The organism is Janthinobacterium sp. EB271-G4-7A, assembly GCF_020858075.1.
GTDB classification, from domain to species: domain Bacteria; phylum Pseudomonadota; class Gammaproteobacteria; order Burkholderiales; family Burkholderiaceae_D; genus Janthinobacterium; species Janthinobacterium lividum.
In genome coordinates, this window is the sequence record NZ_JACYMI010000001.1 from 2,438,783 (window position 1) to 2,460,839 (window position 22,057).

At 53.9% G+C, this 22,057-nt stretch carries 19 protein-coding genes; 13 read left to right on the forward strand and 6 right to left on the reverse strand.

Translation table 11 applies throughout. The features are described 5' to 3' along the window. The first annotated feature begins 244 nt into the window (after nt 1–244). From IGS58_RS11005 to IGS58_RS11015, 3 genes are all read left to right on the forward strand, one after another. Complete coding sequence (locus IGS58_RS11005) at nt 245–553, forward strand: toxin-antitoxin system TumE family protein (RefSeq protein ID WP_230521364.1); 309 nt, start codon at nt 245–247, stop codon at nt 551–553. A 2-nt stretch (nt 554–555) separates the two neighbouring features. After that, nucleotides 556–990: an HVO_A0114 family putative DNA-binding protein gene (locus IGS58_RS11010; protein ID WP_230521365.1), complete on the forward strand. Its 435-nt coding sequence runs from the start codon at nt 556–558 to the stop codon at nt 988–990. 808 nt (nt 991–1,798) lie between these two features. Then, a complete protein-coding gene (locus IGS58_RS11015) occupies nt 1,799–2,752 on the forward strand; it encodes a hypothetical protein (RefSeq protein WP_230521366.1) in 954 nt (317 codons plus the stop codon). 179 nt (nt 2,753–2,931) lie between these two features. Here IGS58_RS11015 and IGS58_RS11020 read toward each other — a convergent pair whose 3' ends face one another. Together IGS58_RS11020 and IGS58_RS11025 are read right to left on the reverse strand one after the other, a co-directional pair. After that, nucleotides 2,932–4,053, reverse strand: coding sequence for an NYN domain-containing protein (locus IGS58_RS11020; RefSeq protein WP_230521367.1), 1,122 nt, complete (start codon nt 4,051–4,053; stop codon nt 2,932–2,934). Between the two features lie 19 nt (nt 4,054–4,072). Next, on the reverse strand, nt 4,073–4,543 hold the full coding sequence (locus IGS58_RS11025; protein ID WP_230521368.1) for a Shedu immune nuclease family protein: 471 nt from the start codon (nt 4,541–4,543) through the stop codon (nt 4,073–4,075). A 157-nt stretch (nt 4,544–4,700) separates the two neighbouring features. Here IGS58_RS11025 and IGS58_RS11030 point away from each other — a divergent pair, with 157 nt between their 5' ends. The 8 genes from IGS58_RS11030 to IGS58_RS11060 all read left to right on the forward strand — a co-directional run bounded on the left by IGS58_RS11030 (nt 4,701) and on the right by IGS58_RS11060 (nt 16,116). Beyond that, nucleotides 4,701–6,659, forward strand: coding sequence for an McrB family protein (locus tag IGS58_RS11030; RefSeq protein WP_230521369.1), 1,959 nt, complete (start codon nt 4,701–4,703; stop codon nt 6,657–6,659). A 131-nt stretch (nt 6,660–6,790) separates the two neighbouring features. Beyond that, complete coding sequence (locus IGS58_RS11035) at nt 6,791–7,978, forward strand: McrC family protein (protein WP_230521370.1); 1,188 nt, start codon at nt 6,791–6,793, stop codon at nt 7,976–7,978. Between the two features lie 231 nt (nt 7,979–8,209). Then, nucleotides 8,210–10,315 carry an HsdM family class I SAM-dependent methyltransferase gene (locus tag IGS58_RS11040; RefSeq protein WP_230521371.1) on the forward strand — a complete coding sequence of 702 codons (2,106 nt, stop codon included), beginning with the start codon at nt 8,210–8,212 and terminating at the stop codon, nt 10,313–10,315. Then, on the forward strand, nt 10,315–11,607 hold the full coding sequence (locus tag IGS58_RS11045; protein WP_230521372.1) for a restriction endonuclease subunit S: 1,293 nt from the start codon (nt 10,315–10,317) through the stop codon (nt 11,605–11,607). Before IGS58_RS11040 ends, IGS58_RS11045 begins: the two co-directional genes overlap by 1 nt. Nucleotides 11,608–11,617: 10 nt before the next feature. Continuing rightward, nucleotides 11,618–15,019 carry a type I restriction enzyme subunit R domain-containing protein gene (locus tag IGS58_RS11050; RefSeq protein ID WP_230521373.1) on the forward strand — a complete coding sequence of 1,134 codons (3,402 nt, stop codon included), beginning with the start codon at nt 11,618–11,620 and terminating at the stop codon, nt 15,017–15,019. A gap of 258 nt (nt 15,020–15,277) precedes the next feature. Then, the gene (locus tag IGS58_RS29230) at nt 15,278–15,388 is read left to right on the forward strand and encodes a hypothetical protein (protein ID WP_442908361.1); all 111 of its coding nucleotides are present in this window, start codon (nt 15,278–15,280) and stop codon (nt 15,386–15,388) included. Nucleotides 15,389–15,533: 145 nt separating this feature from the next. Then, complete coding sequence (locus IGS58_RS11055) at nt 15,534–15,875, forward strand: hypothetical protein (RefSeq protein WP_230521374.1); 342 nt, start codon at nt 15,534–15,536, stop codon at nt 15,873–15,875. A gap of 58 nt (nt 15,876–15,933) precedes the next feature. Further along, nucleotides 15,934–16,116, forward strand: a complete 183-nt coding sequence (locus tag IGS58_RS11060) for a hypothetical protein (RefSeq protein WP_230521375.1) — start codon at nt 15,934–15,936, stop codon at nt 16,114–16,116. Nucleotides 16,117–16,153: 37 nt separating this feature from the next. Here IGS58_RS11060 and IGS58_RS11065 read toward each other — a convergent pair whose 3' ends face one another. The 3 genes from IGS58_RS11065 to IGS58_RS11075 all read right to left on the reverse strand — a co-directional run bounded on the left by IGS58_RS11065 (nt 16,154) and on the right by IGS58_RS11075 (nt 19,110). Continuing rightward, a complete protein-coding gene (locus IGS58_RS11065) occupies nt 16,154–17,263 on the reverse strand; it encodes a DUF3800 domain-containing protein (protein WP_230521376.1) in 1,110 nt (369 codons plus the stop codon). Nucleotides 17,264–17,387: 124 nt separating this feature from the next. Then, entirely contained in the window at nt 17,388–17,981 is a 594-nt protein-coding gene (locus IGS58_RS11070; RefSeq protein WP_230521377.1) for a hypothetical protein, read from the reverse strand. Next, a complete protein-coding gene (locus IGS58_RS11075) occupies nt 17,971–19,110 on the reverse strand; it encodes an XRE family transcriptional regulator (protein ID WP_230521378.1) in 1,140 nt (379 codons plus the stop codon). Before IGS58_RS11075 ends, IGS58_RS11070 begins: the two co-directional genes overlap by 11 nt. Before the next feature lie 292 nt (nt 19,111–19,402). Here IGS58_RS11075 and IGS58_RS11080 point away from each other — a divergent pair, with 292 nt between their 5' ends. Further along, entirely contained in the window at nt 19,403–20,746 is a 1,344-nt protein-coding gene (locus IGS58_RS11080; protein ID WP_230521379.1) for a hypothetical protein, read from the forward strand. Nucleotides 20,747–20,767: 21 nt separating this feature from the next. Continuing rightward, nucleotides 20,768–21,475, forward strand: a complete 708-nt coding sequence (locus IGS58_RS11085; protein WP_230521380.1) for a hypothetical protein — start codon at nt 20,768–20,770, stop codon at nt 21,473–21,475. A gap of 8 nt (nt 21,476–21,483) precedes the next feature. Here the strand turns inward: IGS58_RS11085 and IGS58_RS11090 are convergent, their stop codons facing one another. Further along, nucleotides 21,484–21,981 (reverse strand): hypothetical protein, encoded by a 498-nt coding sequence (locus IGS58_RS11090; RefSeq protein ID WP_230521381.1) that lies wholly within the window; start codon nt 21,979–21,981, stop codon nt 21,484–21,486. Between the last annotated feature and the right edge of the window lie 76 nt (nt 21,982–22,057).

Here is a 22,057-nt window from a genome sequence, read left to right on the forward strand (position 1 = left end):
CAATGTCGACAGATCTGAGTTTGCACTGCTCATCGCCCCTCCCATTACATGGACTACAACGGCCAGCCACTGTGCAGCGACGTTGCTGAGGTGTATTATTAACAACGAATTCCGCTCCGACGGCAGGGCGGTTACAGCTTCTGAACGCGGGATTCTCAAATGAGATGAACCTAAACGATTGACAGCAGATAGGAAGTGAGAGATTATGGCTGGTAAGGGGAGGGCACCAATTCACGTGCCGACAATGGAGCGCTACGCGCCTCCTGATGTGAACATTAAAAAAAAATTGGGTGGAGGCGTGCTGAAAGAATTAGTTATTAGAGAGCTGCCTTCGAGAAAAGTTCTTCACTATGCGTTGGCGTATATCAACACTAATATCTGTGCTGTCGACAACGGACGGGTTATTGGATATGACAATAGCCATGGTTTTTCTCACAAGCATTATTACGGAATAATGACTCCTGAACAGTTCAACAGCTACGAAGAGATTTATGACGCCTTCCAGACGGAGTGGATGCATATAGCTATGCAATATGTGAACGGGGGTAAATGACTATGAGCAAAAAAATTACGCTAGCCGACTTTTTGGCCGATCCCGAACTACAAGCGCGGGCAAGCAAGGGTCGTGAAGTCGCAAAGGCATTGGATGCGCGTGCGCGCAATCTTCCCTACGCTGTCACGTTGACTAGCGTGGAGTTTGGGTCATTTATCTCGGAGCTCACGCCGAAGCGGTTTGAACTGCTGCGCTTGGCGATCAAAAAGACTCGCTCCATTTCGGAGCTCGCGGCGGCAGTCAACCGAGAGCAAAGTGCCGTATCCAAAGACGTTGGGCGATTGAAAAAGCTTGGTTTGGTCAGAGTTGAAGAAGTGAGCAACGCTGGACATGGGCGAAAGAAAATGGTTATCCCAGTCGCCGACTCTATTTCGATAAACGCCAATTTGGCTGGCGAGGAAGATCCGGGCCGAAGCCTGATGAGCCTAGTGCCTTGAGTCAGTTTGACGAGCGCGTGCATTAAACCTGGTTAGCCTGCTTGTTCCCGCAAGGTGAGTAACGCCGGACCTAACCTCCCGTTCACAGTTTAGCGGGCACTAATATCGCATTGGTTTTTATCGCTTCGAAGGCATTTGAAATAAGAGGCGTGCGTGCCCGCCAACAGTGGCAAGACTGATTGGTGAGCGGGCATAGCCATTACGACGAGGCCTCGTTCAAACTTTGCATTCGCAGCCAAACCCGATGCTGTGATCCTCTGTGCCAAAATTTCCAGGTGCACGAAAATGCCCCCTCGCTTGACGCCCGTTCGTTGGACTTTTACAACGAAGACTGGTCGTGGTAAACCGATGGCTTGACGATCAAGCTAGGCTCTCATTGATATCGTTTGTGATTGGAGAGGCTACCGCGATATTCGATGATACGTTGCAGCTGATTGAGCAGATGTCGGTAGAAAAAATTGCAGAGAAATTGGTGTTGGAGACGGCTCAAATGAGTTCCCGCTGAAAGACTACCGCGTGGTGAAAAAGACATTCTTCCTCGCATCTTTGGGGCTGGATCCGTTGAAGACCAAACTGCAATTTTTTGACGTGGCAGGGGAAGTATTGATGCTCGTCACCTAAAATCTTGGCGTTAAGGTGATGATTTTGGTGGAGAGTGAAGCAGAGCCTCCAACGGGTTTCGATGATGCCACACAGCGCACGGGGCGAGAGAACTACAAACAGCTAAAGTTCAAAAATTATTCATTTGAAGACTTAAGAGCTCGTTTTGGAAGTGGATAACAGGTAACGAATATAGGAGTGGCGGCACATGAATGGTCTAAATTTGAGGAACTGGAATGATTGGGAAAAACTGTGCCGCTACATCATGAGCGATGGGGTTCGCAAGCGTTTAGGCAACGTGATATTCACGAACTACGGGAGCAGAGGTCAAGGACAGCACGGAATTGATCTTGTTCCGACGCGGGCCGATGTGTTCGTCGTGGCTCAGTGCAAGCTGACCATTCGTCCCTTTTCATTAGACATGGCACTTGCCGAGCTAAAAAAGACCGACGGCTATCCTCATCCAATTGAACATTACTTCTTCTTGACTACTGCCGACTATCACACGACTATTCAAAACCATGTGAAGCGAGAGCCGTGGACCTATACTCGACCCGATGGCTCGGTTTTTCGAGTGAGTATCGTCCACTGGAGAGACGTCGGGCATCTAGATTTTGTTCCTCGCGATGTATTGGAGGAAATATTTCCTGACGCGTTTCGAATGACGGTTGCTGACGTGGAGCCCGCGCCGGAGCAGAGGGTTGAGTATTCCCATGAGGAATATCTCAAGTCCGCGACTGCGATGAGGGAGCATATGGGCAGGTGGATCATGCCAAAGAATCTGACATGGTTGGAGACCTGGGATTTTTCGCAAGGCTTTGTGCGGGAGGTGGATTTTGATCCGTTTGACAGGCTTTACTTTGAATATTTGCGGACTAATGATGCCGTAAATCTGCGTATTTGGCATTGGCTGAACGAAGGGGATAGGCAGTTAATAGCCGAGTGCCTGCCCGCAGCGCGAGGGGTGTTCGAGGCTTTATGCGAGTTCAGAAAGGCGGTTATAGCACAGACGTCTACGCAAGGGGACGTTGGCAGCGGGCAGTTAATACTTGATGGTCTTGAACCTTGGTTTAAGTCGAAGATTAGCCAGGACTGGAAGTCGAAGGCCCGTGAGTTAGCTATGACATATCGGCGCGATGTTTTAAGGGAGAGCGATGACTAGAACTAGCGCGGCACGTCGCGCCAAGACGGCAAAGGCCGCTGAGCGCCTCTATGCAGCATTTACTTAGTGATTAAGCGAACGATTACTCTGAACTCGGTATCAGCGGTGAAAGCAAACAAGACAGAGCGCGTCCTTATATGTTTGCAGAGGCTTGAAGCCACTCTTCAAGCAGTTCATCATTAAAACAGCGCCCTAAAAGCTATGCGTAGCTGACGTTTCTCCGCTTCGCTAAGCCTCCTGCCAGCATAAGCTACTCCGCAGCGTAATAAGGCCCTATCTATGATCGCCGGCAATGGCTGCGTGCCGGTCGATACTGAAGCAAGTATTGCGGCGTTAGGGCCAGCCAAAAGTCTAGCATGAGCGTCCGCTACGATAATAGCGAAATCGGCGGTAACGAGTGGTGGGAGAATCAGTGCTTGAGTGACAAGGCTAGGCGGCGCCGATGATGTAGGCTTAGGCGTTTCAGTGGAACCAAGAGACGGCTGTTCTGGATTTACAATAGCGTCGCTTGATGCAGGAGATTGCGGCTGTCGGGGTGGTTCTGTGGGGCCAGCGCCCTGTAGCGTAGCTTGTATACCAAAGGTTTGTGCAGCGCCATCTGACTGAGATTGAGCCGCCGCCGCTGCACTCATCGCAGGCGGAACTGTTTGGCTTTTGGTTGGCGATGTAACGGCAGGTGTGGATGCTGGTAAATTTTCAACCGATATCGGTGCCGCAGGCGTCGCTCGCGGTGCTGCTCCAGCACTGGCCGGCAGAAGGGACTGTGCAGGTTTGGCAAATGCCGCCACGATGCTTGGATCCCAAATCACCTTCCTATCCACTTCTGCCGCGAGGTATGGCGAAGTGCTCGCATGCGGGCCAATGATGATCAAATGCACGCGCAGGCCGAGAGCTTGCGCTGAAACCACGCCAGGAGTTAGATCGGCATCGCCGGTAATCAGTATGGCATTTTCAATCGCTCGTGACTGAGAAAATGTTAGTAAATCGGAAATAATCATTCCGTCTACAGCTTTTTGTTGCCCCATACCATTTCGAGTTCCTATGCGCAGCTTAAAGTCGTCGAGCAAATCAATCTCAAGGTGATCTGGTCCCTTAGAGCCACTTACGTCGGGGCCGTCATACCAAAATACACGAAGCAAGTCCTTGCCGGGGAACTGGGCAGCGACCTCATCCAATACCTTTTTGTGCAGAGCAGGATAGTCAATTGTCAAGCTTGTGCGGGGACCACGTGCGCCCAAAACGATGTGGGTAGCCTGAACCCAAAAATAACCTGCATCGATAAACACTGCTACTCTGCTCATGAAAACTCTGCTTTCGAGGCTATGATGCGATCATCATTTTGATGTTTCGCGACCAGAAATGGAAAGAGCGCCGAAGCGCTCTTAGTTGTTCGACATTGACGCCGTGCGGCCCCGTGAACTCCGACAGGCTTCCAATGACCAAAAATGACCTGGGCTGAAAGTTGAAGGCCTCCTCCCCAGTCGGTGCACCTTTCTCATCCTGCCCTACGAATTTCGCGCCGATCTGGGAGACGGCCCCATGGACAGTGCCTTGCACTTGGGCGACCGCGCCCACAAGCTCCTTTGACGGCGCCCAGCATCCGGCGCGGTATGGCTCGTCTCCAAGCAGCTTAGTCGAGTGCGTCTTGATCTTGATGAAGCACAGGCTTGCGATGAGGCCGCGCGTCTTCATGAGGGCGTCGACACGCTTGCCGTGAGACGCTACTGAGTGACCTTGAACCACGTTTTCGAGCTTCTTGTCGTCGAGGGATGACAAGAAGAGGTAGCCCAAGCCATAGCCGAAGACATGGGGGATTGGACTGGCAAAAAAATGAACCTTTCACGTATGATTGAGCAATTGTTTCAGTCGGCAGCATTAGCGAGCGAACATCCACCAGGCGGGCTGCGTAAAGCCTGATCGCAGGACCCGCATAACGAAAAGATTAAATATGAGTCGATACAATCCAAAAGGTCACGCGGCTGCAGTCTTTGCTGCTGCGGAAAAATTCAAAAAACAGGCTCTTATTGATGGCGAATCCATCCTGGATGTCGGGCATCAGAAAATCTGGATTCCCGAGAACTTCGATCCTCTCATCAAGCATTACGTCAACAATCCTCTCATCGACGATGAGAGGAACATGGTGACTAAGCTTGGTCAGCAGTTGAAGCCGTGCCCCGCTGAAAGCGTAGCTTTGTTTGCTGAGATTTACTGGATTCTTTTGCTGGGACCAACCAATCTACGAGCCTCGAAAAAACGCGAGCGTGTGCATCATGTCTGGAATATGACATCCACGCCGATTTCTACGTTGCCCAGTGACGACGCAAACTCTCAGTTCTTAAATGAGTCTGCACTGTCTGGCATAGGCAGTGCAGGTCCAGGTTTTAATATGTATCAGTGGAAGGAACTTCAATTCGCCGTCGTCGCGTTTAAAAATTTGATGGAAATGGATTTGGATGTTCGTTCTTTATTGCTCGCCGAGCCTTGGGCTTTTGCCGAGTGGCTGGACCATTTCGATGAGGCGAACGGCAGGCAGTTCTATCACTGCTTATGCCATCTCATGTTTCCTGATGAATTCGAGAGAATTTTTTCGGAAAAGGACAAAGCCAAGTTAGCCCGTTCTTCTATGCTCGGCATTTCGCCATCGAGTTTGAAGGATAGACCCTCTCGAGATCAAGCACTCTTCACAGCAAGGCAAGCCCTGGAGACTGCCAAGGGTAGTTTAGAGGTGGACTTCTACAAAGATCCTCCGATTCTTGTCCGCAGCAAAATCCTGAAACGTCCGAAGACTGCTGCGAATTTATTCGATTTGACGGTCGACAGTCCTTCTGACGCTGCTGAGGAGCCGCTCGACGAGTCAGAAGATGCGGAAAGTGTTCCATTTTCCGATTGGATACCCATCAATCGAATTTACTTTGGGCCTCCTGGCACCGGTAAAACTTACGAGATGTCAAAATTACGCAGTGAACGTTTTGATGATGGGGAGCAGATTGAATTTCTATCATTCCATCCAAGTTACTCCTATGAGGATTTCGTAGAAGGTTTTCGTCCAGAACCAGGTAAAAATGGACAGCTCAGTGATAGACCTGTTAAAGGACCATTTAGAAGGATTTGTGAACAAGCTCATGCAAATCCCGACATACGACACACGCTGTTTATTGATGAGATCAATCGAGCCAACGTAGCGAAAGTTTTTGGCGAGCTCATTACAATTTTGGAAGAAAGTAAGCGATGTGATCCCGGTGTAAAGTTCGAGGACTTTTCATCGTCTGTAACGCTGCAATACAGTGGGGATAAGCTGGCCGTGCCGCGTAACTTGGACATCATCGCGTCGATGAACACAGCAGATCGTTCGGTGACTGCGATCGACCATGCCTTGCGGCGTCGCTTCGAATTCATCGAGTGCCCGGCGATGCCGGAATTGATCGAGCCGCCGATGGTGGGAGAGATTGATTTGAGGAAGCTTCTGAGTGCTGTCAACGATCGTGTGGAGTTTCTGCGAGACCGGGATCACGCCATCGGGCATGCAATTCTCATGAATATCGACGACATCGAAGGACTGAGAAGAGCCTTCTCTACTCGCATCATTCCGTTATTGATGGAGTATTTTTTTGAAGACACGCATCAGGCCAAAATCGCATTGACTGGGAAGACGGGGGCCACGGTGTTCTTTGATGAACGACCTTTAACTCCAAGTGCGCTCTTTGACGGGTGTGAAGATTTAGTGGGCACCGAGAAGCGCCTTGCCATTAGTCCTGCTAAGAAGATCGAGAAATGGACTGAGCTCGATTTCAGGCTGCTCTACGACCGTTCAGCCAAGGCGTCGGACGAACCTATACGGGCCAAACCAAGCGTAGTTAAGGTGCAGCATGGCGCCGCCGCAGCTACTGAAGCATCTTCGGTGCTCTAATGCAATCCATCTCGGTGTTTGAACGCGAGACGATTGCCGTAGTTCGTGCGGGTGACGTCCGCCTACATAAGCCTCGCGAGGCTGGCGGTCGCCTATGCATAGATGAAGCCTCAGCTGCTGCGTTAGAAGGTATGAATCAAACACGCCCAAGATTTTGCCGTAGAGTCATCGGCGGTATTCAGCTTTATCAGATGTGCGGGATTGTGCGATTGCCTAGTGGTCAGGTGTTGGAAATATTGCCCAAAATTTGGTCGGCAGACGATATGCAGAATCCTGAGCGATCAAAAGAGGAAGAGCGGGCGAGGCTGGCTCTGTTGCGGATGCTGGCGAGTAATCAGGATTTGAAACTCTCGATTTTGGATAGCGCCGCCCAGGACTTGGCGAAACTATCGTTGCTGGACGTATTTGTCCGGGCATTTCTCAATGAGGTGCTTCGGATCGCTCATGGCGGGCTAAAGTCTGGCTACGTCGAAAAAATTTCTGATTCGCCGGCATTGCGTGGGCGGCTGATGTTCGTAGAGACGCAGCTTTCGGGCGTTGGTAGAAACGGTCTGATCAGGTGCATCCATGATGATTTTTCCGCGGACAATCCATATAACCAAGCACTGCTTGCTGCCTTGCTTGTGTGCCGTAAATTTGTGCTATCGGCAAAGACCCATCGCTTATGGCTTGAGGCTAGGTCCATGCTGTCCGCGATTTCAGGGAGGCGCATTACGGTCGCTGTTATCAACCGATTTGCACGTAACCGATCTACCAAACGATACGACGAGGCACTGAGTTGGGCTAAGGTCATTCTAGGCCTTCAAAGCCCCACCTTATCTTCCGGTGACAGCGAGGCTCCATCACTGCTCTTTGATATGGAGAAGCTGTTTGAGCGTTGGGTTGAAATCCACACTCAGAAAAATCTTGAAGACTATCTGGTCGCGAGACGCCATGGCACCGCAAGGCACTTGGCGAGTATTAATCCACCAGTGGGCTCAGTGGCAGCATCGAATGCCGGCATACCAGTCTTCAGGCTCACCCCTGATGTGATTGTGTGGAGAAAAGATGATCAGTCTGCTGGGGCAGTGCCGGAGCAGGTTGTCGACGCAAAGTGGAAAACGATAGAGCCTGCGGCAAAAGATTGGGGAGTGCAAGAAAGCGATGTTTACCAAATGCTTGCCTATGCCACTCGCTTTGGATGTGGGAAGGGGGTCCTTGCGTATCCTGTATTTCAGGGCGGCAATTTTGTTCTGCCAATTCCACCTGTTTTTCATATAGAGAAACATCATAATTCATTTGTTGAACTGAAGCTTTTGCTGATTCCTATTGATATATAACCTTGGAAAAAACATTCGCACTACTACCTCGTGGATGTCCAATAGCTTACATGCAACGGCGTCGAAGAAGAGGGCGCCCTTGGAGTCCAAGCAGAAGACCTTGCTGCCCTTCCATACGATGAAGTCGGGTAGGGATGAGGCAGTGTCACCTTCGGTCGGCAATGGCATATGGGAGCTGACCGTTGCTATAATGCTCGATTACGCAAGTCGAACTTTGGAATTGAGGGCTACATGGTGCAAAAAATCGGGGCGGCGCTCTTGGCGAATGCCGAGACGATCTGGAAGACGGCGGACACGCTTCGCGGCGCGGGAATCAAAGAAGGGGACTTCCCTAGCTATATGATGCCATTTTTCGCGCTGATGCTTCTTGAATCGCGGCTTCGTCGCTTCAAGGCCGAAAGGCTGGTGGAATTCCAATTGGCCACCGGCGTGGATTTCGATGACGGCAATCAGGATCATCAAGATTGGCTCGAAGCTGCAGCCAAGGCGGCCAACAAGGGCTACCATCCCGAATTGCTTCTCTTGGATAAAGGATTGAAAGAGACCTGCGCCGTGCCGGGCGGGAATTTCCGCAACCGGCTCATATCGCACCTCAACCTATACGATCCGGACACCAAACGATTGCTCGGCCTTGGGTATGCCGAGGGGACGCCGAAATATTTGGATATTCAAGGCAAGGCTTCCGACTTATTTTCCCGGCCGAATAGCCCGCTTTACGCATTCGCTGCAAGATGGGCCGCGATCGACTTGACGCCGTTCACCAATTCGGAAGTCACTACGATCGAGGAGCATATCAAGCGGAAATGGGGCGATATTTCGGCGGAAACTGCTGGTGAGCAATACACCCCAAGCGACGTCATCGAACTCTCCAACGACCTCGTGGTTGAGATGTGGAAGCGCGACAGCCATCCCCGGGATGGGATCGCCAAAATATACGACATGACGTGTGGCGGGGGCAACTTCTTGTTCGCCTCCGAGGACGCCATGCGCGACGCTTTTCCGCAGCTCTCTGTTCGCACCTACGGGCAGGAGCTCAACGACACGCTGTTCGCCCTGTCCGCGATCGAAGCTAGATTTCGCCATGACGCCCGCATCGAACACGACAATACCCTGACGAACGACCTGTTCCTGTCCGAAAAGTTCGATATAATCGTTGCTAATCCCCCTTACGGCGGCGACTGGAAGGATCACAAGAGCGTGATCGAGGCGGATGCGTCCGGTCGCTTTGCAAAACACCGCATGCCTCCTGTATCGGATGGCCAACTCTTGTTTCTCCAGCACGCTGCCTATCACCTAGCTGAGCGCGGAATCGCGACGGTTGTCCACAATGGTTCAACCCTCTTCTCGGGCGGCGCCGGGGGAGGGGAATCGGAGACTCGACGATGGCTGATCCAGGAGTTGGACTTGGTCGAAGCGATCATCCAACTCCCGCGCGGCGAATTCTTCAACACCGACATCTCTACGTATGTATGGGTCTTGAACAAAGCCAAGCCGGCAAATCGCAAGGGCAAGGTCATTTTGATTAACGCGGAGGGGGCATTCACTAAGCTCAAGCGGAACCTCAACAAGAAGAACTGCGAGATCGATGCGGGCAATCGTGCTCGGATTGTTGGCGCCTTCCTCGATTACGCGGACGGGCCGATCTCGCGCGTGATGACCGTTGACCAGCTCCTACACAACAAGGTGGAAATTCTCGTCCGTAGGCTTGACGAGAAGGGGCGCTCAATCAGCGAGGTGGCTCCCGTCCCCTTCGATGAATTCGAATTGCTCATCGATGCGCATGAAGTGCGCGTCCGGAATGGCCGGATTGAAAACCATTCCGATATTGCCTCGTCGGTCGAGTCCGCATGCGCTCTCGTCAACGTATGGACCAAAACTGCCGCGCGAATTGACGTGCGGGCTCTGGATAGCGAGGATGGATACATCGCGGACACGGAGAGTGGGCATGTCGTCCGAATTATGTCCGGGCGCGCCAAGGAGTTGGGGCTGGGGCGCATATCGATCAAGGCGAAGGCTACGTCGACCAAGAAAGGCAAATTTGCGACGATCTCTGTCTCAACCACGCCTTTGCTCGAAAAGGACTTCGAATCTACGCAATTCTCATCCGATCCAGTCGAGAACGAGGAATTGATCGGCGCGTTTTTGAGCGAATGGGTGCCCGAACCCTGCTCGCGCGTCGCATCCAAAGTTGGCTGCGATGTCAATTTCAATCGAGTATTCCCAAAGCCGCCTAGGGTCATGTCAAGCGTCGATCTCTCCCGAAAAATTGGCGAGTTCAGCGCGGAGATGATCAGGTTGCAGGCGGCGTTCGAAGAACCACGCAAGGGAACGCGTTGATGGTGGCGCTGCATCGCTCGCCGCCGCCGGCTTGGATGGCGTCGATGCCGACTGGTTGGCAGGACGTCAGGCTCAAGGATGTGGTCCACCTTCCACGAGTGTCGAAGTTGGGAGAGCCTCGGCTCTATGCCGGCCTTGAACACGTCCAAGCCCTGACCGGCGTCGCCTCCCCGGTTCCTCTCGACGAGGACGTATCTACATTCAACGTCGTGGCGCCAGGGACCATTTGCTTTGGAAAATTGCGTCCATACCTTGCTAAGGTCTTCATGGCGGGGGACACGCTCGCGGTCTCGACCGAGTTCCTTCCCATGATCCCGACGCCGGCTGTCGATCCGATGTTTCTTTGTTTCCTTCTGCTGTCGAAGGGCTTTATCGACCATATCAGCGACGAGGTCGCGGGGGCTAAGATGCCGCGGGTGGATTGGGGCATCCTTAGCTCGCGACGGATCCCGCTGCCACCCAAACCTGTGCAAGCGCAAATCGTGCGCGACCTCAAATTCAAGCTCATCTCGGTCGACCGGCAGTTGGAATTGCTTTCCCTGCGTCGCGAGGCCGTTTCCGAGATCAAGAAGAGCCTCCGCGAGGAAGTCCTGTTGACTCATCCGTCGCGCAATCCTGGAGGACTGGATGCGCCTGCTTGGCACGGCGAAGTGCCCAAGGGTTGGCATTTGGATCGAATAGGACATCTGTTCAAGCAGGTGGCGATCTTTGGCGGGGAAGGACTCCCAGTGCTGAGTGTGTCGATCCATCGTGGCATCAGTGACAAGGAGCTCGTCGATGGCGAGCAGGACCGAAAAGTGGCTCGCAGCGAGAATCGCGGCAAATACAAGAGGGTCAGGCCCGACGACATCGTCTACAACCAAATGCGGGCTTGGCAGGGCGGCTTTGGCGTCTCCCGCGTGGATGGCTTGGTCAGCCCTGCCTATGTCGTTTCCCGTCCACGTCGCAAGGTCGAGCCGCGCTTCATCGAGCACATGCTAAGGACAAGCTCGGGCGTTGAGGAGATGCGACGGCGTTCACGCGGCATCATCGATTTTCGCCTCCGCCTCTACTGGGACGAGTTCAAGGACATTCGAATTCCTCTCCCGCCATTGGCCGAGCAGATTCGACTTTCCGACGAGCTTGACCGAAGGTTGAAGGCGATCGATTTGCAAGACGAAGCCATCGTCGAAATGGCCAAGCTCGTGACGGAACAGCGCCGAGCTCTGATTCATGAGGCGGTTACTGGACTTTCCAACGCCGCGCCGTCCAGTCGCTCACCGAAAATTGGGCGACATCTCGCCGCAGCATAGAAAGGAAGTTATGGCTTCTCACGGATTCAAAGAAAGCGACTTTCAGAACGGCGTGTTCCTCCCGTTTCTCACCGGAAGCTCGTCTGGACAGTTGGATTGGATCTTGGGGAAGGCCTCTGACATCGATGGACGGCGGTGGATTGTCGGCTCGGACCTGTTGGCATTTCTCAGGGCGGGGAACGAGCTCAATGCCTTGGCGTTCAGAGAGGTCGCCAAGCGCTTCGACACGGACGAGGAGTGCCTCGATGCATTCATCGACGAGGCGTTGTTGCCGAAGCTCGAAAGCGCTGCGAACGCCGCGTTCGTCTTGCGAGAGTCGATCGTTTTTCGCGAACAGCCTTTCTCGCTTTGGAACGAGGCGCCGCGCGCGGGAGCTAGCTCCGAAGCTTCGGATGCCTTCGCGCGCAATGCGCTCCGGGCCATTCCAGAAGCCACGTTTGAACGACTCTTCCCGTTCACCAATGGTCGCGTTCGACGTCGACCTGATTGCGTCTTTTTCGTCAATGGCGTCTATTTCGCCTATTCCGAGTTGAAAACTGCGCAGACGGGACAGACCGCCGCGACGCACGGTCGCAAGAAGATCGCTCACAACTGCGTAGAAGCCTCGGTTGCCGCGTTGCGTGAGGCGAGGGCGCGATGGGAGCACGCGGGCGGAAAATGGCCAGGTTTTCGAAGCCGCTCGATGCCGGTCGGCGAAAAGAATCGCATCCGGCAGGACATTTGCCTTTATGAGAAGGCAGTCCATATCAGCAGCGTCGACATGGGCGGCCTGTTGACCATCCAAGATATGGACTGGGTGCTGGCCGACGTGGATGACGCTATTGAACGCGACGACCGCGTCGAGCTTGACTCGGGCATTCCTTCGCGCTTGGTCGACGCGTTTTCGCCGGCAGCGGACATTCGGGACAAGTCGCCAAGCGCTTCGTTGGCCGATCACTTGACCGCGCTCTTCCACCCAATCGACGGCATCGACCGGGAGGTCTTCTACTTTAACCAAGTGCGCCCAAAGCGAACGACCACTGGGGTAGAAATACTCCGACCGCGCGCTGCCCAGCGGGCCATGTTGTTTCAATCGTTGAGGCGGGTCGAGGAGCTCTATGCCCATGAGCAGGTGCCGAAGCTCAGCGAGACGATGATCCGCGAACGTCTCGCCGTCGATTTGCCCGAGCTCGATCCTGCCAAGGTCGACAAGGTTGTGTCCGACACAATGCTGCATCGAAATGGCGCTGATTCGCATTCGATTCTCCTGCAGGGCGCGGCCGGCTTGGGCAAGACAAATGTGATGGTTTGGCTCGCCCAAGCCCTCGCCGACATGCCCGATGCGCGCAGCAAGGCTGCGGCCCCGCTTTTCGACGCATGCATCTTGCTTACCGATCGCACCGAACTGCGCAAGAACGTTGCGGAAGAAGCCGCGCGGCTTAAATCGACCCGCGGCATCGTGTCTGAGGCGGAGACCTTCTCCCAGTTGCGGGAAGCCCTTGAGGATGGCGCGCGCGTCGTCGTCGTGAACATCCAGAAATTCCCATCGCTCAAGCGCTTTGCGGCGGACGACCCAAAGCTGGCCGCGCTAATGCTGTCCAAGCGCGTCGCCTTTGTGATCGACGAAGTTCACCGTTCGCAAAACGGGGTGCTGCATGATGCGGCCATCGAGGTCTTTGACGAGTGGGGGACCATTCGGCCGGTGGGGGCGAAGCGCAATTTGATCATAGGGCTTACTGCTACGCCTAAAGACGAAATACTTGCCCGGATCGGCGAGTGGCGCTCGCCAGCGTCGCCTGGCGACGACATCCGGTGGGCTCCTTACTTCGCTTACACCATGGCGCAAGCCATCCGGGAGAAGGTGATTCTCAATCCCATTCAGAACATCGTTCGTTTTGGGGACCATATCGACTACAAGGTAACCGCTTCGATTGCCGGCCTTGGTCCCGACGATATGCTTCGGCCACCATCGGTCGACGAGATTTATGGCAGCGAGGCGCGCCAGCGCATGGTGGCCAGACAGGCCGCGCTGGTTTTTGCGGCGAAGACCATGATGGCGATTCGTCCCGTGGGCGGGCGCGCGCTCGGCGAAGGAAAGGCTCTCTTTGCCGCCCATTCTATCAAAGCCGCTATCGCGTATCAATCCGCGCTGCAAGAAGAAATCCGCGCCTTGGCTCACGATCCGCGCTTTGCGGGGCATGCCATGACCTTGGAAAAGATCGAAGTCCTCGTCCTCTTCACGGACAAGCAAGGCGAGCCCAGTTGCGCGTCCCGGAACGGTGGGCGCAATCAAGAGCAGATCATCGATGCGTTCCGACGCAAGGGCATTGAAAGCGAGTCGGGGCTTAAAGTCCGCAATTCCATTATCGTCGTGGTGGACAAACTTTTGACCGGTTTCGACGAGCCGACTTTGCATACGGTCTTCATCGATCGCGGAATGGATGACGTTCTCTTGTTCCAAACGGCCTGTCGGATCAATCGATCCCGCAAGTGGAAGAATGATTGCCTCATCGTCGATTTCTCACACGATGGTGTCGTCTCAAAAAATCTTCCGAAAGTTTTTGCGAAATACGGGGGGCTGACCGTTTCGGCTTTCGACGCTTTGGACTTGATGAGGAAAATGGACGCGGCCTATTGCGCGTTCTTCAAAGATGCGGACTTGCTGGTCAATTGGAAAGCTTGGAAAGCCGCGCCCGATGGCGGAAAAGATGGAGCGTCGGCCACTGCGTTGTCCGACTTTCTCGAGCGGTTGGTGGATCGCGACAGGCCACGCGCAATTTTTTTACGGCAGATGGGCGCGTCGTGGCTGTCGTCGCGGTCAAGGCTCAGGGGCATCCTGGACTTCGCGCGTCCAGAGTTGGCGCGCCACGGCGACGAACAACGCGCAGCATTCGCTGCCCAAGTCGTCGCGCATCTGGCGGCCAGAACCCGGGATGCGGACGACCGAATAGCCGCCGTGTTCGAAGTCGATATGGTCGAGGAGGCGGAGGGCTGGGGCCTCGAAGAGTTGCCCGAACCGAAGGAGCCTAGAAAGAAGAAAGAGGGAGGGAAGCCCTCGGAGCCCAGGACGCCTCGACAGATCGCGGAGTCGCTCGAACTTCTAACGGCCCTCCAGTTTACAGAGCAGCAAAAGCTCGCCCTCATCGAAAAGCTCAAAGCTTTTCTCCTAGCGCTCTTCAAGGCCATGGACAAGGTAGGGCAAAGTCGCAATCAAGACATCCACCGAAAGATGATCCTAGCGATGGCTGCCGAGGGGGAAGACATGCCTTGGGAGGAGCGTTTCGTCAAATTCAAGGAGCTGCTCGACGCTGCAAATGCTGCGCCCGAAATCTACACTCATCCCGATCGGAAGGCGTTCATGGCTCCTATGATGAAGCGCGCCGAATTGGTAATGGCCGATTACGAAGAATGGATTGTGGATCCGCCGGCCTAGGACCGCGATGTGGTGCAGCGAGTTGTTCGCCTTCGTTTGCATCCGGAGCATCGCGACAACGCCCACTCCGGAGTCAGCCATGTTCATCCGTGGTGGCCACGCGTGCGCTGCAAGCCGCTATAATTTGAATCGCTAATCATCCGAGGCCATTCCATGTCACCACGCGACAAGAAAGTCGAGCAAATCTTCGGCTCGCTGTTCGAGGACGATTACCTTGTAAGAAATCTGGGCCGTATTGCCTAGGATCCTGAGGGCGCCTTGACCGAATTGGTGGCCAATGCCTGGGACGCCGGCGCGTCCTCGGTTGACATAACCATCCCACCGACGCGCCTGCTCAACCTAGTGATCGTCGACGATGCCATGGCATGAGTTCGACGCAATTCCAGGGGAGTTGGATGAAGCTCTCCTACGACCGGATCAAGCATCAAAGCCAAAACGTCGAGTTTCCGCTGGAGCGGGCCGAATGTCGCAGGCGCGCCTATGGTCGCAATGGAGTCGGGCTCCACGGAATGTTGTGCTTCTCGAACCTTTACGAGGTCGAGACTTGGCACGGAGGCAAGGGGCCAAGTTTGTCGTCAGCACCCATAGCCAGGAAACGCCGTTCAAGATCGACAGCGAGATGGCCTTCGCCCGCGCGGGCCACGGCACCCGCCTGACGGTGCGCGTCGATCGCCATTTGCCGGATCCAGACCGGGTGCGCGACATTCTTTCAGCCCGGTTTCTGCATGCCCCTCAGTTTTTGGTTCGCGTCAACGGAACTTCGATCGCATTGCCAGATCACAGCGGTCTGGTCGAGTCAACCGCCAAACTACGTCGGCTTTCGATACGGTGGAAAGCTGCAAGCCGTCCACCATGACGGGAGCTTCGAAGTCGTCGGGGACCTGTCGAAGGCGAATCGACATTGGCCCAAGACCGTGAAGGATAATTTCGTCTACAAACTGGGACCGGCGATGCGGCCTCCGTCCGAGGTGAGGACGGGTAATATTTTCAAGAACGGCCGCGTCTATTGCGCGATCGATACGCTGCTGTCCGGCGCGTTCCCCGCGATCAGTGCCGCTCGCGGCGAAACAGAGCGTCGAATTGAACTTGGCGAATGATCCGCAGACGCCGATCTTGTCCGTCGCGCCGACCGCCTTATCGCGAGGGGGATCCATGCAAAAATAGGTCGCTTTTCCAGTCACTTTCCTCGGTTGTGATTCGATGTAACAAAGCATTGCTTAGCGCGTCGGATATGTCGATGAGTTTGCCAAAGAGTTTTAGGTTCTGAGACTGGGTGGAAGTCAGATCTTTGCGCTTGCGAAGCAACACCTGAATGGGCGTTTTCTCGATGTAGGAGAAGTATTTGCCCAAGAAACCGACGATCACGTCCGACACTTGTATTTCGTCGACGGCTTTCGAGTTGACGAACGAAAAGTCTATTACGCGCTCGCCGTCCATGATTTGGTAATGGCCAATCCCTTCCTGAACCTCCTCCTCTTCGTCGAACACGTGGCGGGAGTTCTTGAACATGCATATGCGATTGAGGAAAAATACGTCGAAGCTGTCGATTAGCACTCCTTCCTTCTCGTCAACAAGGAACGCGAGTTCCGGCAAGGATTGCGCTTTCAACAGGATTTCGTCCAACGTCGTGATCCACTGGCTGGCGTGGGTCGGCCAATGTGTCTGGATGAACCGCCTCAAATCGACCAAGAACGCCGATGTGGAGCTTCGTTGTATGTTCGGGTAACCATGGCTTCTCATGATGGACAGGAAGGCCGGCAAGTCGGTCATCGCGACTTGGTAGAGTTCGTTTTGCAATTCGCGATGGACAACCATGAACTGCCTGAATTTCTCGTCTGAGATGATGGATTGAACGATGTCCAAGATCGACCAGTTCAACAGGTTGAGGTTCACGTAGTGGATGCCGATGTCTTGCTCGATAAGCCATGAAAACACCTTGGTCAGTTTTCTAGAATCGAGGATGCGTTCAAAACTCCCCCATGCGACAAGGTCGAATTTGATCTCATCGACGTTGTCCTGAATGTAGAGAATTTTTCGTAGGTCTTTGATATCCGCCATGACTTGGCCAGGTTTCAAGACGATGCCGCCGAGCACGAAATTGTCGTTCTTGTCGTCGTTGAGACCAGATGCTTTTAGACGCAGTTTTCGAATGTTGTTCGTCTCGTCGTAAAACAGAGTGAGGTCCGCGTCGTTGCCATAGAGCCTTGGATCTTCTGTGCCAAATGTATTTGCTTGCACCTTCATACTTGATTTCCAATCAATTGCGGATATGTTTGCATGGCTTGCGAAACCGCGCGAGCGGAGCCCGTAAGGGGGATTTCCCCGTTCCCCAATACAGCTTCGGCTCGCGACCTTCTGATTAATGTTCTTAATCAACAATCTGTGAAGCGCGAGCAAGGTTCAACAAATAAGCCAAGGCCCGCTCGCGCGCGTTATTCAGCTGCGTCGCCAGTGAGCGGGACAAGGATTTGTGTTCCTCGATTGCGGCGATCGCCTCCGCATCGGACATGCCGCCGGTGAAAACCAGCCACTCCAAAAGATCGGGCACTGTATGCGACGCGACGATTCCACGGTCGACGGCCAAATTGAATGCCTTCTTGTCGTCGGAAAGAAACCCCTGGCGAATTTTCAAAGCGAACGCGATGGATGACAGTTCGCCTATTCCAAGCGCGCGCCGATCTTCAAGAAGCCCGATGGCCTGTAGATCGTCAATCGTGCAGGGGTGGGTTTCAAAACGGCCCGCGGTCTGCTCCCGACGCAAACGGCGCTTCAGCTCGTGGTCGGCCTCATGGCTCGTTTTTCTGGGTTTGTCGAGGAGCTCATAGCGCACGAAAGCCGTCACGCAGAACAGGCAACCCGCGTTTCTTGCAGCTTCATAAAGAGCATTCGACGATAGCACGTTCCAAACCGAACAAGTGTCGGTCACATTGACGGGATGGAAGTGGGACGGGTCAGTGGACATTGATCGACCGCCCATAGAGAGAGGAGAGCTCCGCCATTTCCGACGGGCTGCACAGCAACGCTTCGCAGAGGCGCCCAAGACTAATGCGATGGGCCTGGTATGCGTCGAAGCAGACTTCCACGTAGAAATCCGAAAGCCCAAGATTAAGTAATGTCATTTTTCGATCCAGTTGAGCCGCCGTCAGGCTTGGCGGCAACTCGGGATCTACCTTCCGTTCGCGCGAGACGCGATAACCCACCATGGCGTCGCATTGCGCGCTGGTGATGCGCCGAGCCGATTTGAGCGCGTAAGCGAGGGCGGCGCAGCTTACCTTGAGCTTGTTGGCCCATTCCTTCGACTCCGCTTCCGACCATTGCTGCGGGTTCGGCAGTTTTTCCAGCAGCGTCTTTGGCAGCAGGAAGTTGGACGCGAACTTGTTCGCGCGGATCTCGCGTTGATCGCCGTGGATAGATTTGAGTGAGACGCTTGCGGCTTGGTCGGCGTCGAAAAGGGCGTGCGCAAGTTCGTGGGCGGCGCTGAACCTTTGCCGATAGATGTCCTCGCTGCTGTTCACCAAGATGCACTTGCCCGCTACCGGGTGCATGATGAAAAGACCCGAGATGTTCGAGTTGCCCAACTTGCGGCGAAAAATCCTGACGCCAAGCGCACGAGCGGCCTTGTAGATGTCCGGGAGCTCAAGATTGTTGACTTGGCCGCAAGCGGCGCGCGCCTGAGCGGCCGCCACCTCGGGTGTTTGCGCGGCGCCGCCGGCAGGGGAGGGAAGTTCAAACACCGGCTGCGATCGCCCCAGCGTGGCAATCAAAAAGGCTTCCGTGTCGCAGAGGTATAGAAATTCCTGGATAGCGTGCTTGTCCTCCGGCGTGAACTCGTTGCTGGCCGATCGATATAGCGTTTCGGTCTGCTCGAAGGGTGCGACATTGTCGTTCGAGATGAAGAATTTGTAGTCGCACTTGAAATGATCGGCGAGGATGAGCACCTCGTCCCCGGTCGGCTCTAACTGGCCGGCTTCAATCTGGTCGAGCCGTGTGGGTTCGATCCCGGTCGCGCTGCTAGTGGCCTCCACCGTCTCACCAAGCTGTTCGCGATACTTCGCGAGCTTGAGACCAAGGGTTTTGAGATGGATAGCCATGGCGAGTCATCATAGATAACAAGTGTGCAATGGTCAATGCATAGTTCCCTAGCCCAGCGCATTCGGACTGCGGGCCATCGGGTGGTCTTCCACAAAGTGCTGGCGGAACGCGACTTGCCGACGGCGAAAACCGTGGATGATGTCGCGGCGTTGCTGCCGTGGAATATGAGGGCTTGGCAGGCCCGATGGCACATTTTCAATCACAGTCAGTGCTATTTTTGTTGGTGTTGGCGACGGCTCGCGCTGGGCGCGTAGAATTGTGTAATGAGTAATCAGGTGAAACGGGTAGGCAATGGCTAATGAAGAAGACGATTCGATTGATTTTAAAGCAGTGCTGCAGTGGCTATTTGAAGTCTGCGACGATCCAGTTCAGTTACATAACCGAATACACGCAGCGAGAATCCACTATCGCCATTCAACAGATTTTTCCGACGGGCGCTGGGCCTCGCGAGATCCATTTGAGGGATTCGAGGATCGAATGGCGATAATTTTGTCCCAAGTGGTGGCTGAGCTTGCTGACCGCCGAACTCGCGACGTGTTCTTGGCATCTGAAATACTTCCATTCATGAAGATCATTGGAGCCAACATTGAATTGGCTCGCGGCCTTTCGGGCGCTGCTGAGAGAGCTAGACGCATGCTCCGACCCGCTGAGCAGCATCCCGATGGCGGGATCTTCGAACTAGCGGTGGCCCTGCGATATGCCAGAGAGCCGGGACTTTTGGTGGAATTCATCCCAGAGCAAATCGATCGAATGGCGGACTTACTCGTCAAGGATGCTTACGAACTTGATCTAGAGGGAATACATGTTGAGTGCAAACGGTTGCGGCCCAGTGTTTATGAAAAGACAGAAAAAAAAAGAGCGCTTGAGATCTTCGATCGTGTGGACAATTTCATCCACTCTCAAAAATTGAGCTTTTCGATCGATATAACTTTTTCATCCGAGTTGAGCAGCATTCCACTCGATTACATGATTAGCCGATTAGAAACTTTCACACCATCTCAATTTTTGTCATCCGGAGACTTTTCTTGGAAGGATGAGCATGGCCACGGGACCATTTGCGTCGCTGACTTGGACGCCGTGCGACGGGATACGGAAGAAACATATTTGATCGTTGGGAGCAAGCTGGCTAGATTGCTCGCCGGAGGGGAAAGGCACGAGGAGCATTTTCATTTGGTTTGCGGGGGAAAACCCTATCTTGGCGACCCTCGATTCATCGATGAGATACATTATGGGACTGTGCTTTTTTGGCGATGTTCATCTGCCCGCTCCATCAATGCCCGCGCTCGCCATGTCAGGTCTAAGCTTGCAGATATCGACAGGCAGGTTGCGCATGCCCCCATCGCCATTGCCCACATCGGCATGGATGTGGAACGGGACAATCTAACTGCCGATCTGCGCCGAAAGCGTAATTTGGAAACGGTTGCTAGCTTCCACCCTAATTCCAATCTGATCGAAGTGGATCTTCATTATTTTATGCCTCGCGCATCGGAAGAGGTAAGCTGGATGATCGACGAAACAGTGGAGCCATGCAGTCGAACACAGGAGCCGTTTTTGGAAATGCCGCGTATTCTTGGAGGGAATGGAGACGGATTAGTAAAAGATCAACCAGCGTGGCGACAGCAGGTGCCGCGGTAGCTATAACTCAAAGGGGGCAAGATGGTCAGCATCTTTGACGATAAATCATTCAAGTTGGCTTTGATTACCGAGGATTTGCAAGGAGACCAATCAAAAGACGTTTTCGCTGCCGTTTGCGAGCAAGCGAGAGCTGCTATGAGGACGCACGAAATCGACAGTGACTTCCGTCGCGCCTACCTCAGTTGCATGAGCGATCCTAAGATACTTGTGAGCCAAATCCAGGCTGACATGATGGACAATTACATGATCGCCGCCTTCGCATGCATGGAGCTGGGTGTCCCGAAACACTTTCCATTGATAGCATGGGCCGCGCTGAATAAGATGGACTTCGAGGGCCTGCAAGGTGAGATTGCCTGCATTCGCGCGCTGATGTGGGGTGGCTTCGACATTAACAGCCAAACACCGGAAGGCGGCATTTCTGCGCTCCATGCAATGTGCAATTTGAAATGGGGCAGGGGAGCGCATCCTAGGGCTGTCCATCACCTCATTGAGAACGGTGCAGACGTAAACATTCAATCTGCCACGGGCGACACGCCAATGATCACTCTATGCGGCCATGCGGCTTGGAACGAAGACATCGACAGAACGTTTTATTTACTGTTCGATGCTGGTGCGGACCTGGAGGTGGAGGCTGAGGATGGCGTTTCAGCATGGCTCTTGCTTCAAGGCCAGCAGAAGGAAAATCCACATGCACTGCGCGAGCAGCTTATTTCTGAATTGTCAGAATAGTTACGAGCTCAGCCCGTTCGGAAAAACTCGACCTCTGACACGAGGTTGAGATTGCGTCGATCGACCGTGTGTTCGAACTCTTGGAGATGGATGCTGTGCGAGGATGGCCCCGCGATGATTGATGCGCGCGGGGCCGTCGTGCTGAGAACGACACCACCTTTTCCGATTTTGTTTAAACCCCCGGCAAACATTTGAGCCGTTTCAAGTTTTGGTGTCCAGCCACTCCCGACAGAGCCATTTTCCCAACGCTCGATGCTTTCGCCTCTATACAGGATTTGGTCCTGTCCGATGTAAGCTGGCAACCAAATTCTCAGCATATCCAGAAGCAAATGGTCATTGGCCACTAGCTCTCGTATTTTGTGAGCGCTCTCCGTCCACCTGACGTGAAAGGTCTTTGAGTCCTCCGGTTTCATAGGAGGCGTGTTTATCATCTGCCCCATGAGCTCTTGCCAGCGCTGCTTGGTCTTCTCCTTGTCCGGATTTTCAATGTGAGGGTTGTAATACATTCCTTCCAAGATGTTGGAAAGGAGAGGGGCGTATCCATTCTTGGGCATATTTTTTGATGTGTCTGGTGTGCGTGAG